Source organism: Stenotrophomonas sp. STEN021, from assembly GCF_056760175.1.
The window spans coordinates 19,327-33,069 of record NZ_JBRREH010000051.1 but is presented as its reverse complement, the minus strand read 5'-3'; the positions used below and the strand labels follow the sequence as shown (position 1 = coordinate 33,069).

General features: G+C 66.5%; 9 protein-coding genes. 3 read left to right on the top strand and 6 right to left on the bottom strand.

From position 1 onward, the window contains the following. Positions 1 to 139: 139 nt before the first annotated feature. The 6 genes from ACVOL0_RS12325 to ACVOL0_RS12300 form a co-directional block, all read right to left on the bottom strand. Positions 140 to 1,132, bottom strand: a complete 993-nt coding sequence (locus ACVOL0_RS12325) for an MlaA family lipoprotein (RefSeq protein ID WP_481549369.1) — start codon at positions 1,130 to 1,132, stop codon at positions 140 to 142. A gap of 1 nt (position 1,133) precedes the next feature. Next, on the bottom strand, positions 1,134 to 1,463 hold the full coding sequence (locus ACVOL0_RS12320; protein WP_481549368.1) for an STAS domain-containing protein: 330 nt from the start codon (positions 1,461 to 1,463) through the stop codon (positions 1,134 to 1,136). After that, positions 1,432 to 2,103 (bottom strand): MlaC/ttg2D family ABC transporter substrate-binding protein, encoded by a 672-nt coding sequence (locus tag ACVOL0_RS12315; protein WP_481549367.1) that lies wholly within the window; start codon positions 2,101 to 2,103, stop codon positions 1,432 to 1,434. Before ACVOL0_RS12315 ends, ACVOL0_RS12320 begins: the two co-directional genes overlap by 32 nt. Further along, positions 2,100 to 2,624, bottom strand: coding sequence for an outer membrane lipid asymmetry maintenance protein MlaD (gene mlaD / locus ACVOL0_RS12310; RefSeq protein ID WP_481549366.1), 525 nt, complete (start codon positions 2,622 to 2,624; stop codon positions 2,100 to 2,102). Before mlaD ends, ACVOL0_RS12315 begins: the two co-directional genes overlap by 4 nt. Positions 2,625 to 2,726: 102 nt before the next feature. After that, on the bottom strand, positions 2,727 to 3,476 hold the full coding sequence (locus ACVOL0_RS12305) for an MlaE family lipid ABC transporter permease subunit (protein ID WP_057629957.1): 750 nt from the start codon (positions 3,474 to 3,476) through the stop codon (positions 2,727 to 2,729). Between the two features lie 187 nt (positions 3,477 to 3,663). Beyond that, on the bottom strand, positions 3,664 to 4,461 hold the full coding sequence (locus ACVOL0_RS12300; protein ID WP_481549365.1) for an ABC transporter ATP-binding protein: 798 nt from the start codon (positions 4,459 to 4,461) through the stop codon (positions 3,664 to 3,666). 225 nt (positions 4,462 to 4,686) lie between these two features. Between ACVOL0_RS12300 and recC the strand changes: the two genes are divergently transcribed. The 3 genes from recC to recD are packed head-to-tail and all read left to right on the top strand — an operon-like array spanning position 4,687 to position 13,681. Beyond that, on the top strand, positions 4,687 to 8,049 hold the full coding sequence (recC, locus tag ACVOL0_RS12295; RefSeq protein ID WP_481549364.1) for an exodeoxyribonuclease V subunit gamma: 3,363 nt from the start codon (positions 4,687 to 4,689) through the stop codon (positions 8,047 to 8,049). After that, complete coding sequence (locus tag ACVOL0_RS12290) at positions 8,046 to 11,672, top strand: UvrD-helicase domain-containing protein (protein ID WP_481549363.1); 3,627 nt, start codon at positions 8,046 to 8,048, stop codon at positions 11,670 to 11,672. Before recC ends, ACVOL0_RS12290 begins: the two co-directional genes overlap by 4 nt. Further along, positions 11,669 to 13,681: an exodeoxyribonuclease V subunit alpha gene (gene recD / locus ACVOL0_RS12285; protein WP_481549362.1), complete on the top strand. Its 2,013-nt coding sequence runs from the start codon at positions 11,669 to 11,671 to the stop codon at positions 13,679 to 13,681. The genes ACVOL0_RS12290 and recD overlap by 4 nt, the downstream gene beginning before the upstream one ends. Positions 13,682 to 13,743: the final 62 nt, after the last annotated feature.

The window sequence follows — 13,743 nt, the reverse complement described above, 5'->3', positions numbered from 1 at the left end:
GCTGATGGATCAGCAGATCACAGATTGATCCGACCCGTCAGCAATGTGAGCTTCGCGGCTTACGCCGCTCCTACAATAAAAGCGGATAGCAAAAAGCCCGGGTCTCCCCGGGCTTCTTGTTGTCCAGCAGCAAGCAGAATCAATCGCCCCAGTTCGGCATCGGCATCGCATCGACCGGGATCGTCATCTGGTCGTCATCGTCGTGCTTGCGGTCGCGGCGCAGATCCTTTTCGATCTGGTAATTGCGGCGCTGCAGCCAGGCATCGCGGGTCAATGCGTATTCGTCCACCGCGGTATCACGCAGTGAATCCACTGCCATCAGCTGCGCGCGCATATCCACCAGCTGCAGCCCCTGCAGGCCGATGCGAACCTTGTCCATCTCGATCTGGCGCATCGGCGACAGCGGGATGTCACCGGCCAGGCCGAACACATCACGCACGGTACGCGGGCCGAAGAACGGCAGCTCCACGTACCGCGAACGACGCCAGCCCCACGCGCCCAGGGTCTGACCGAAGTCTTCGCTGCGCTTGGGTACCATCGCCTTGCTGGCCGGATCGAACAGGCCACCAATACCGAAGGTGGAGTTCATCAGGAACCGGCCCAGCGTGTCCCAGGCGTCATCGGCATGGCCCTGCAGCAACTGGTTGACCACGGTCAGCGGCGAGCGCAGGTTGCTGAAGAAGTTGCTGACGCCGGTACGTGCGAACTGCGGCACCACATTGACGTAGGCCGTGGCCAATGGACGCGCCACGGCATGGTCGACCGCATTGTTGAAGCGGTGCACGCCGCGGTTGTACTTTTCCCACGGATCGTAGGTCACGCTGGCAGCAGCGCCACCCGCTTCGCCTTCGGCGCCAGGCGCCGGGCCGCCATACAGCGCGGCGAAGTCGTCTTCGGCACCGGTCGGAGTGGTGTCATCGCTGGCCGTCGCGGTGTTCTGCGCACTGTCGGTAGTGGCCGTGCTTGCGGTGTCCTGCACCGGCACAGCAGCAGTGGCGGTGTCGACGTTTTGTTCAGCGGCCTGCGGTGCCACTACGGTGGACGCCGGCAGCGTGTCACGCGCGGGCTTGCCGGCGCAGGCGGCAAGCGTGGCCACACTGAGCAGGAGGAGGAGGGTGCGGAAAAGTTTCATGTCAGCTTCCTGCCGAGGAGGCATTGAAATCGAGGGACGGTGACAGCCGGTAGGCTGCACACAATTCGTCCAGTCCAGCCGGGCTGCCGCTGACGTTGCCGCCACCGTGGGCCCGCAAACGTGCGGCCAGTTCACCAAGCAAGGCCAAGCCGGCGCTGTCGATGCCATCAACCGCGCCCAGGTCGAGCTGACGCACAGGCGCGAGCGCCCGCGTCAGCTGCGGCCACAGCGCAACCGCCGCCTCGCGGTTGATCACGCCTGCAAGCAGCAGGGTGTCGCCCTCGGTGCGGAAGGTGGCGTTACTTGCCACGGGGAGCGGCCGGACCCGCATTGGCCTGCATGCTGCCGCTGCGCAGTTCGGTGGCGACCTGCTTGATCGACTTCTGCCGCAGCGGGGCGTCGAACTGGTTCTTGAAGGTCTGCACGTAGGAGATGCCTTCGATCATCACGTCGAAGATCTTCCACTGGCCATCCACATTGCGCATCAGGTACTCAACCGGGGTCGGCTCGCTGCCGGCACGTACCAGCTCGGTGGAGACCTTGACGCCGCGGTTGCCCGGCAGCGGCTGCTCGCTCTTGTAGCGGAAGCTGGGCTTGCCCTGGATATCCAGCAGGGCCGAGCCGTAACGCGACATCAGGTTGTCGGCCATGGCATCGGCGAACAGCTTGACGTCGGCATCGGCGGCGCCGCGGCCGTGCACGCCCAGCACCAGGCGGGCGGCGTAGTCACGGTCGAAGGCGCGGCTCAGCTCGCCATCGATGTAGCTGCGCAGGCTCGCCGGGTTGGCGCGGAACTCGGCGCGGCGGGTCTGCAGGGCGTTGATGATGCGGGTGCTGGAGTCCAGCACGGTGCGGGCGGCGGCCGAAGGCTGCGCGGCGGTTGCGGCCGGGCGCGCCTGCGCCAGCGTGACCGACGGCGCGGTGGCCAGCAGGGCCGCAGCGAGCACGGCGGTAAGCAGTTTCACTTTCATGGTTGCGGTTCCGTAGCGGGCGCGTCTGCGCCGTGGGTTTCGTTGGCAGCCGCACCGGTGGTGCCGCCGCCGCTGAACATGTACTTGCCAACCAGTTGCAGCAGATCCACCGCCGGCTGGGTGAAGACGATTTCGTCGCCGGACTTCAAGACGTCCGGGTCACCACCGGGCTGCAGGCCGATATAGCTTTCGCCCAACAGACCGCTGGTGAAGATGCCGGCCGAGGTATCGGCCGGCAGGTCCTTGAACTTGCTGTCCAGCGACAGGGTCACGATGGAATCGTATTTAATCGGGTCCAGCTGAATGTCAGCTACTTGGCCGATCGTCACACCGCCAACCTTCACTGGCGCCTGCTTGCGCAGCTGTCCGATCTGGCTGAAACGGGCTTTCAGTTCATAGTCGCCGCCGCCGGTGCCGAAGCGCTGGTTGGTGGAGGCGACGGCCAGCACCAGCAGCGAGGCCAGGGCCAGCAGCAGGAAGGCGCCGACGGAAAATTCGAGTCTGGGTCCACGGATGGCCATTTGTTATCTCACTCCTGATCCAGCAGATGCTTCGTAGTGATCGAAGCGGGTTGTTCGTTTGATCCTGCACATCAATGTGCGGGCTTTTGCGAGGGACTGGCGTTACTGGAACAGCAGCGCCGACAGCACGAAGTTGAACATCAGTACCAGCAACGAGGCGTTTACCACCGCACGGGTGGTAGCTACCGAGGTGCCTTCGATGGTCGGCTCGGCGTGGAAGCCGACATAGGCCGCGACCAGCGCCGCGGTGCCGCCGAAGATCGCCGACTTGAGCAGGGCCACGGCAAAATCGTCCCAGAAGTCGACGCTGCCGCGCAGCCCCGACCAGAACGTGCCGTTGTCCTGGCCCAGGATGTGCACCGCTTCGAAGTAGCCGCCGGCAATGGCCAGCGAGCAGAAGATGCCGGTCAGCAACGGCACGGTGAGCACCGCTGCCCAGAAGCGCGGCGCGACCGCCTTGGCGATCGGGTCGATGGCCATCAGCTCCAGCGCCTTGATCTGGTCGGTGGCACGCATCAGGCCGAGCTCGGCGGCGATCGAGCTGCCGGCGCGGCCGATGAACAGCAGCGCGGTCAGCACCGGTGCCAGCTCGCGGTACAGCGACAGGCCGAGCAGGGTGGAAAGCGCATCGGAGGCACCGAAGGTGGTCAGCGTACGGTAGCCCTGCAGGGTCAATACCAGGCCGACGAAGGCGCCACCAACGGCGATGATTGGCAGCGAACGCGCGCCGATCTTGTAGATCTCGCGGGTCAGCTCGGCCAGGAAATCACGCGTCGGCAGCGAGCCGCGCAGCACCGTCAGCGAGAACAGCCCGGCACGGCCCAGCGAGCGGATGGAGGAGGTGAAGGGCATCAGCTAGCGTCCCTTGAAGTACTGAAGGTGCTGGACGACAAGCCCTTCTCCCGCAAGCGGGAGAAGGTGCCCGAAGGGCGGATGAGGGGAGCTTTGGCTCTACGTGCTTTAAAAGCGCCCTCACCCCAGCCCTCTCCCGCCATGCGGGAGAGGGGGCAGGAATCACGCATTTCGCGTAGCGTCAGCATCACGCGTTCTCCAACCCGTAATTGCGCGTCGGCGCATCGAACGGAATCGGGCCGTCCGGTTCGCCGTGCAGGAACTGCCGCACCAGCGGGTCTGTGCTGGCCTGCAGTTCGTCCGGCGTGCCGGAGAACACGATGCCGCCATTGGCGATCACCACGGCCTGATCGCTGATCGGCAGGGTTTCATGCACATGGTGGCTGACGATGATGCTGGTCAGGCCCAGGCTGTCGTTCAAACGCTGGATCAAGCTCATGATCACGCCCGAGGCGATCGGGTCCAGCCCGGTCAGCGGCTCGTCGTAGATCATCAACGGCGGGTCCAGGGCCAATGCACGCGCCAGCGCAACGCGCCGCGCCATGCCGCCGGACAATTCGCGCGGCCAGGCATCGGCAGCGGCCAACAGACCCACCGCATGCAGCTTCATCTGCACCAGACGCTTCAGTACCGGCTCCGGCAGCCTGGTATGTGCACGCAACGGCAGCGCCACGTTGTCGGCCACGCTCAGGTCGGTCAACAGACCGTTGCCCTGCAGCAGCACACCGACGTTCTTGCGCATCTCCAGCAGATCACGATTGCCGTGCGGGATATCCCGACCAAACAGCTGCACAGTCCCGGATACCGGCCGCAACTCACCGGTCAGCGCTGCCAACATCGTCGACTTGCCACTGCCCGAAGGGCCGAGCACAGCGGTGATGCTGCCGCGCGGTACCTGCAGCGAAACATCGCGCAGGATGGTGCGTCCGCCGCGATCGATTCGCACGTTGGACAACTGCACCAAGGGAGTCCGGGCTGAGGGCATGACGGCCTTTAACGGAAAACCAACGTTCTAGGATTGCCAGCAGCGCCTGAACATAAGCGTACTGGACCGTGCAGTATTGTCTCATTGTCAGCGCGCGGCGCCATGCACAGCTTGGGGCGTTCACAGCAACACAGTGTGCAGGGGATGGGAGAGTCAACCGGTCGGGAATGTGCGCAATGCATTCATGTCTCGCCCCCTGCGATGCTGCTGCGGCAAGATGGCGTGATGAGCAATGCCCCCGATTTCCGCCTGTACCACTCCAATGCCCTGGACGTGTTGGCTCAGCTGTTGGCCCACGCACTGCGTGAGCCGGCGCCCGGCCAGCCCTTGCTGGCCGCCGATATCGTACTGATCCCGCAGGTGGCAATGCGCCGCTGGCTGCAGTCCACCCTGGCCGCCGAATATGGCGTGTCGGCCAATCTGGAATTCCTGACGCCTGGCGAATTCGTTGCCAAGGCACTGAAGGCCAATGTGCCGGGTGAGCGCGATGATCTGGGCGCGACCGGTTTGCACTGGCGGCTTTACGGGGCATTGACCGACAGCAGTGTGATGCAGAAGCCGGCGATGGCCGGGCTTCGTGCCTACCTGGATCGCGATGATCCGCTGCGGCCATGGGCGCTGGCAGCCGAGCTGGGCGGGGTATTCGAGAAGTACCAGGCCTGGCGCCGCCACTGGCTGCTGCGCTGGGAGGACGGTGCTGAGCCGGATGACCCGCAGGCGATCCTGTGGCGGCATATCGCCGGTGGCCAGAACTACCGCGCGCGGCGCATCAACGATTACCTGGCCCGCTTTGAAGGCGAGCACCAGCCCTTGCCGCAAGGGCTGCCGCAGCGGCTGTTCGCTTTCGCCACGCTCAACGTCTCGCCGGACGTGCTGCGGGTGATCGCCACCCAGGCGCGGGTTGGCACGCTGCACTTCTATATGCCGACGCCAACGCGTTCCTATTGGGGTGACCTGCAGACGCTGAAGGAAAAGCTGCGCAGCGGCCTGGCCGAGCCGTTCGGTATCGAGGCCGGCGAGAACCCGCTGCTGCAGGCCTGGGGCGAAGCCGGCCGTGACTTCATGGCGGTGCTGGGCGATTACGAAGTGGTGCATCCCAGCGGCGAAATCGCCGCCTATGTGGACCCGGAGAGCATTGCAGTGCCCGGTCTGGATGACGGCGGGCTTGGCGACAGCCTGCTGCACCGCCTGCAGGCCGACCTGTTCCACCGCCGCGCGCTGCCCTCGCCACCGTTGCGCGAAGCGTTGCGGGTGGACGACCCCAGCATCCAGATCCACGCCTGCCACACCCGCCTGCGCGAAATGCAGGTGCTGCACGACCAGCTGCGCGCGCTGTTGGAAGACCCGCGTTTCGACCCACCGCTGCAGCCACGCGAAATCGCGGTGCTGGCACCGGATATCGACCCCTACGTGCCCTACCTGGAATCGGTATTTGGCGGCCGTGGCGGCAACGATGCGCATATTCCGTGGGCGCTGGCCGATGCCAGCCCGCTGCAGGGCGAGCCGCTGGCCGAGGTGTTCGTGCAGTTGCTGGGCCTGCCGGTATCGCGCTTCGGCCTCAATGAAATCCTCGACCTGCTGGCCAGCGCACCGTTGGCGTCGGCCTCCGGTCTGGATGCGGCTGCGTTCGAACGCCTGCACGGCTGGCTGCAGGCAGCGGGCGCGCGCTGGGGCCTGGATGCAGGCCACCGCAAGCAGCATCAGGCCCCGGCCGACGATGCCTACACCTGGCAGTTCGCGCTGGACCGGCTGCTGCTCGGCCATGCCAGCGGCAGCGATGAGGACATCGGCGGTGTCGCGCCGTGGCCGGAACTGGAAGGCGGCGGCCTGGCTGCACTGGATGCGCTGATCCGCCTGCTGCGCGTTCTCGCCCGTCACCAGAAGACCCTGGCTGAAGCGCTGACGCCCAAGCAATGGCGTGAGCGCCTGCTCGGTCTGTTGCTGGCGCTGTTGCCGGAGACCCCGACCGAACCGTCCGCGGTGCGCGCGCTGGACCGCCTGCGCAAACTGGTCAACGAGTTCGCCGAAGAAGCCACCAGCGCCGGTTTCGACGCGCCGGTACCGGCTGAAGTCGTGCGTGCGCACTTCGCCTCGGTGCTGTCCGAAGCCGATACCCGCGCGCCGCTGCTCACCGGCGGCATCAGCTTCGGCCGCATGGTGCCGATGCGCTTGCTGCCATTCCGGGTGATCTGCGTGCTGGGCTTGAACGACGGAGATTTCCCGCGCCGCGACCCGGCTGCCGGCCTGAGCCGGCTCACCGCCGAGCTGGGCACCGAGCGCCGTCGCTATGGCGACCGCTCGCTGCGTGAGGACGACCGCTTCCTGTTCCTGCAGCTGTTCGCCTCCGCCCAGGACGTGTTCTACCTGAGCTACCTCGGTGCCGATGCCCGCGACGGCAGCGTGCGCGAACCCTCGGTGCTGGTCAGCGAGCTGGTGAACGCGGCATCGGCGTATCACCTGGACAGCGCTGCCGCGCGCAAGCAGCTGGTGGTGCGGCATCCGTTGCAGCCATTCGCGCCAGCGGCATTTGGCGGCGATGGCGAGCCGCGCCGATTCAGTTACCGGCGTCAGTGGCACCCGGCCGCCAGCGCGGTTGGCGGCAGCCGGCAGCGCTTGGCGCCGTGGTTTGACGGCCCGCTGAACGCACCGCTGCCCACCGCACTCAATGACGACAGTCTTTCGCTGGATACCCTGCGCCGATTCATCAGTGACCCGGCAGGGCAGTTCCTCAGCCAACGGCTTGGACTACGGCTGGCCGGTGACATTGACGACAGCGAAGACATCGAGCCGCTGCTGGTGCCCAGTGGTGGCCGCCTGCATTCGTCCTTGCAGCAACACCTACTCAGTGCCCTGCTGGAAGGCCGCGAAGCCGGCCTGTACCAGCGCCTGCGTGCCCGTGCTTTATTGCCTTCCGGTGCGCTTGGACGGCAGCAGTTTGAACGCATGCTCAGCCGCATCCGGCCCTGCGCGGAAACGTTTTCGCAGTGGTACGACGGCCAGCCGCTGGGCTCGCAACGCTACGAAGTTGAGCTCGATGGCGTGCGCCTGCATGGGCGTGTCGATCAAATTCATCCACAGGGCCTGATCCGCCTGCAGGCGGGTGCGCCGGGGGTGGCTTATGTGCTGCGCGGTGGCCTGGATTGGCTGCTGGTGAACGCTGCCGGTGTGCCGTCATCGATGCTGCAATTCCATGACAACGGGCAGGCTGGCCATGGCCCGCATCGGCTTCCCGAGCTCTCCGCAGAGACTGCGCAGGAAGCCCTGAAAGCCTTGCTGCGTCTACGTTCCGAAGGAATGCAAGCACCGCTTCTATTCGCCCCCTACACCGGTTGGGAGATCTACAACGCCGATGAGGACAAGCGCGAAAACGCGGCGCAGGCGCGCTGGTTCGGCAGCGAACACAGCTGGGGCGAGCGCAACGGCGAAGCCCTGCAATTGGCCTTGCGCGGCACCGATCCGTTCGCATCGCCAAGCACTACTCACAGATTTATCCACAACGCCTTGTTGATATTTACCGCGCTGCGCGAGGGCCGCGTCTTGCCCGATTTCGACGCTGAAAACGATGTCACGAACGGAGCCGGCGCATGAGCACCGAAGCGCTGCAGCAGGACCCCTATCTGCACCTGCCGCTGGACGGCCTGCGCCTGATCGAGGCCAGTGCCGGCACCGGCAAGACCTTCACCCTGGCCACGCTGTTCACCCGCCTGGTGGTGGAGCAGGGCCTGCGCATGGGCCAGATTCTGGCCGTCACCTTCACCGACGCGGCCACCCAGGAGCTGCGCAAGCGCATCCGCGAACGCCTGGAACTCGCTGCACGCGTGGTCGACAGCACACCGGACGACAGCGACAGCCCGGAAACCATGCTTACCCGCGCCATCCTGCAGCGCCACCTGCAGCAGGGCAGCGAGAGTGCCGCACAATTGGGCCGGCGCCTGCGCATTGCCGCTGAAGAAACCGATCTCGCCTCGATCTTCACCATCCACGGCTTCTGTACCCGCGTGTTGGGCGAATACGCTTTGGAGAGCGGCCACACCTTTGCCGCGCCCGAGCTGCTGGCCAATACCCGCGAATTGCATGCCGAACTGGCTGCCGACCTGTGGCGCCTGCATGCAGGGCAGGGCGAGCAGCTGGAGGCGCTGCTCGGCCTGTGGAAAAGTCCGGATGCACTGGCCCGCGATCTGCCCGCATTGGCTGCCGAGCTGCCGCTTTATCCACAGCCACCGCAGACCCTGATCGAAGACACCCGCCCGTTCCGCGACGGCGCTGCGCAGCGTCTTGCTGCTGGCATCGCCGAGCATGGCGACACCTATCTGCAGCAACTGCGTGGCGCGGTGGAAGGCGGCATCCTCAACAAGTCCAGCTACAAGTCGGACTGGATCGAACCGCTGTTCCAGCAACTGCTGCAGTGGAGCCGCCACCCCGATCCGACTGCCGAACTGGACGAACGTCTGGAGCGGCTGACGCTGGACGTGCTCAATGCCAAGACCAACAAGGCCAAGGCCGGCAGCACCCCGCAATCGCCGCTGCAGCCGCTGATCGCCGACTATCTGCAGGCGTTGGCGCAGGTGACGCAGTGGCAGCGCCAGCAGTCGATCGTGCTGCTGCACCAGCTGCGTGGTGAAGTCCGCCAACGACTGGCCCAGCTCAAGCAGCTGCGCCGCCAGCAGACCTACGACGACCTGATCGACAACGTCGCCAACGCCTTGCACGGCCCGCATGGCGCGCATCTGGCCGAACGCCTGCGCGCGCAGTACCGCTTCGCCCTGGTCGACGAGTTCCAGGACACCGACCCGCGCCAGTGGGACATCTTCCGCCGCGTGTTCGTCGCCGATGATGGCGATGCCGCGCTGTTCCTGATCGGCGATCCCAAGCAGGCCATCTACGGTTTCCGTGGTGGCGATGTGCATACCTACCTCCAGGCCAAGTCATTGGCCGAAGCCGCGCCGGCGCTGGACCGCAACTTCCGCTCACGCCCCGGCGTGTTGCGCGCGATCCAGGCGCTGTACGACAACGCCGGCCCCGAAGCCTTCCTCGACGAGCGCATCCAGTTCGAGCCGGTACTGCCCGGCAGCAAGCGCAGCGATGCAGACTATCTGTTCGACGGAAAGCCAGCTCCGGCGCTGACCCTGCAGTTGATTGCGGGCGACGCAGACGGCAAGCCACTGAAGGCCGATGCCTCGCGCGACGCCGCCACCGCCGCGTGCGTGGCGGATATCCACAAGGTGCTCAGCGCTGCCCGCGAAGAACGCGCGCTGGTCGATGGCAAGCCGGTGCAGCCGGGCGATATCGCCGTGCTGGTGCGCTCGCACAAGGAAGCTTCACGCGTGCAGCAGGCCTTGGCCGCGCTCGGCATCCCTGCGGTAGCTGCAGGCAAGCAGAGCCTGTTCGCCAGCGCCGAGGAGCACGAGCTGCGCCTGCTGTTGCTGGCCCTGCTGCAACCGGCCGACGAAGGCCGGCTGCGCGCTGCGCTGGCGACGGTGCTGCTGGGTGAAAGCGCAGCTGCCATCGCTGCGATGGAACATGAGGGCGAACAACAACGCCTGCACCAGGAGCGCCTGTTGCAATGGCGTGAGCGCTGGCAGCGCGGCGGCGTGCTCGCCCTGCTGTCGGACCTGTGCGCCGAGCAGGCCGAACGCCTGTTGCTGCTGATCGACGGTGAGCGCCGCCTCACCAACTACCTGCAGCTGGCCGAAGCCTTGCAGGAAGCCAGCAACCGCAGCATAGGCCTGCACGGCCTGCTCGACTGGCTGCAGACCCAGATCGCCCATGCCGACGAAGGTGACGAAGCGCAGCTGCTGCGTCTGGAATCGGATGCCCGCCGCGTGCAGATCATCACCCTGCACAAGAGCAAGGGCCTGGAGTACCCGCTGGTTTACCTGCCCTTCGTCGGCATCGCCACCAATGCGCCGGACAGCAGCAACCACCGCACCGTGCACGACGGCGAACAACGCGTGCTGCACTGGAAGATCGACAAGGAAGATCCCGACTGGAAGGCCGTGGGCCAGCAGGTCAATGCCGATGAGGAGGCCGAAACCGCGCGCCTGCTCTACGTCGGCCTGACCCGCGCCGAGCATGCGCTGTGGATAAGTGGCGGTGCCTTGACTGGCCTGGCCACCTCGCGGCTCGGGCCGATGTTGCTGGGCTTGCCCGAGCATGCCGACATCCAGGTGATCGAAGACGACAGCAGCCCGGTGCCGACGCGGCTGCCGCCCGAGCGCGAACAGGCCCTGCCGCCGGTACGCGAGGTGCGCCGCAGCGTGCCGCACGATTGGTGGGTCTACAGCTTCACCCAGCTCGCCCATGCCGAAGGCGGCCACGACACTGCGGCTGCTGCTACCGAAGACAGTGGCGGCGCGGCCGACGAACCGGCGCAGATCGACGTCGATGCCGAGTCGCCTACCGAAGCCACCGCCGCACAGCCGGAAGTGTTCGATCCGCGCTTCGCCGGCAGCCGCTTCGGCAACGTGCTGCATGCCGCACTGGAGAACGTCGACTTCGGCATCTGGTGCGATTGGCAGCCCGGCCAAGCAGCGCCGGAAGGTCAGGCCGAGATCATCGCCAAGGCAATGCGTGCCGATGGCTACGTCGACGAAGAGATAGCCGATGGCGTGGCATTGCTGACCGAGCTGATCGGCCAGACCCTGACCGTCACCTTGCCTGAGGGTGGTGCGCTGCATTCGCTGGGCGAAGGTGAGCGCCGCGCCGAAATCGAATTCCACTTCGCCATGCAGCCGACCACGGTGCCGGCCCTGCTGCGCGTGCTGCATGCCCACGGGGTTGTACGCGCCCGTAATGGCTTCGGCCTGCGCCGTCAGCTGGAAGGGCTGATGACCGGCAAGATCGACCTTACCTACGTCCGCGATGGGCGCTGGTATGTGCTGGATTACAAATCCAACCGGCTGCCCGATTACGCGCCGGCGCAGCTGGACGCGGCCATGCGCCATAGCGAGTACGACCTGCAGGCGCTGATCTACACGGTGGCCCTGCACCGCTGGCTGCGCTTCCGCATTGGTGCTGGCTACGACTACGCGCGTGACTTCGGTGGTATTCGCTATCTGTTCTGTCGCGGGCTGGATGCAAGGCGTCCGCAGTCGCCGGGGCTGTACGCGCACAACTTCGCACCGGAGCTGGTGCATGCGGTGGATGAATTGTTTGCCGGTGGCCGCGATGGCCATGCGGCCTTGTTGGCACGACTGGGAGGCGAGGCATGAGCCTGCTGGCCGCATTGAACAAAGCCGGCGCGCTGCGCGCGCTGGATCATGCCCTGGCGCAAAGCTTGCGGCGGCTGGATACGGAAACGCCGGACGCGGTGCTGGCTGCCGCGGCCTTGGCCTCGCTGGCAGTATCGCAGGGGCATGCCGGCTTTGATCCGACCCAGCCGCAGCGTTTGGTGGATGCCGGTGTGGAATGGCCGGCTGCCGAGGAATGGATTGCGCAGCTTGCGTCGTCCAAATGGATATCCACAGCTGTGGATAACAGCGTGGAGTCGCAGCAGGCACCGCTGGTGTGGGAGAACGGGCTGCTGTATCTGCGCCGTTATCGTGAGTACGAGCGTCGCTTGGCGGCGGGTCTGCAGCGGATCGGGCAGGCACCGGTTGCGGGTGGTGATGTGGCTGGCCTGGCTGACGTGTTTACTCGATTGTTTCCGGGGCAGGCGGCACCCTCACCCCAGCCCTCTCCCGGCGGGAGAGGGGGCCAGAAGCAGGCAGCGCCGCAAGACCTGCAGATGCAAGCGCAGCTGGACCTCTCCCTTCTCCCGCCTGCGGGAGATCAAAGGGCCTGTCCCCGCGAAGGCGGGGATGCCCGAAGGGCGGATGAGGGGAAGCTTTTAGACCACCAAGCCCGCGCCGCAGCCACCGCGCTGCGCCACAACCTGCTGCTGATCACCGGCGGCCCCGGCACCGGCAAGACCACCACCATCACCCGCCTGCTGGTGCTGCTGGCCGCGCAGGCGCAGGCCGCAAACCAGCCCGCGCCGCGCATCGCCCTGGCCGCGCCAACCGGCCGCGCCGCCGAGCGCATGGCCGAAAGCCTGCGCCACGCCCTGCAGAAGCTGATCGCCACCGGTATCGACAGCGCCCTGTGCGACCAGCTGCCCAGCACCGGCACCACCTTGCACCGCCTGCTCGGCGTGATTCCGGACTCGCCGCGTTTCCGCCACCACGCCGACAACCCGCTGCCTTATGACGTCATCGTGGTCGACGAAGCCTCGATGATCGACCTGCCGCTGATGACCAAGCTGGTCGAGGCCATCGCCCCCGGCACCCGCCTGGTGCTGCTCGGCGATCCCGACCAGCTGCCCTCGGTGGAAGCCGGCGACGTGCTCAGTGCCATCCTGCGTGCCGCCGGCGATGGCCAGCGCACGACGGCTACCGATGCGGATGCACTGCGCCCGCTGCTGGGCGAACTGCCCGCCGGCGCCGTGGAAACCAACCCCAAGGACTTTGCTGGTGCTCGCGTGCAGCTGCAGCGCGGCTATCGGCAGAGCGAGGCCCTGCAGCTGGCACCGCTGGCCAGCGCCATGCGCGACGGCGATGCAGTGCAGACCTTGCAGCTGCTGCGCGACGCTGAACTGACCGGCGTGCACTTCCACGAAGGCGATATCGACCCGCTGCAAGCCTGGCGCGAGCCTTTGCAGCAGTACTGGCAGGCATTGGCCGATGCCGCCACGCCGGCCGACGCGCTGGCCCTGGCCGGCCGCATGCGCCTGCTCACCGCCGTACGCGAAGGCCCGCAGGGCGCACGCGGGCTCAACGCCCGCATCGAGGACCTGTTGGCCGGCAACCGCGGCCGCGCGTTGGGCCCGGGCTGGTTCCACGGTCGCCTGCTGATCATTGGCGAGAACAGCTACCGCCACCGCCTGTTCAACGGCGATGTCGGCATCTGCCTACGTGATGGTGATGGCCGCAGCACCAGCGCCTGGTTCCCCGGCGATGATCCGGCCAACCCGCGTGCCTTCCACCCGGCGGCGCTGCCGCTGCACGAAAGCGCCTTCGCGATGACCGTGCACAAGGCACAGGGCTCGGAGTTCGACCAGGTCTGGCTGCAGCTGCCCCGCCGCGACAACCGCGTGCTCAGCCGCGAGTTGCTCTATACCGGCATCACTCGCGCCTGCAACGGCCTGCATCTGGCCGGCAGCGCCGAGGTAATCGAAGCGGCGCTGGCACGCCATGCCAGTCGCTGGTCCGGCTTGGCGCAGCGGCTGTCGCCTTCTCTGTAAGCCGCAGGCAAATGAGGAGCGGCCAGTCCGCGCAGGAAGCACCCCTCCCCAACCCTCCCCTT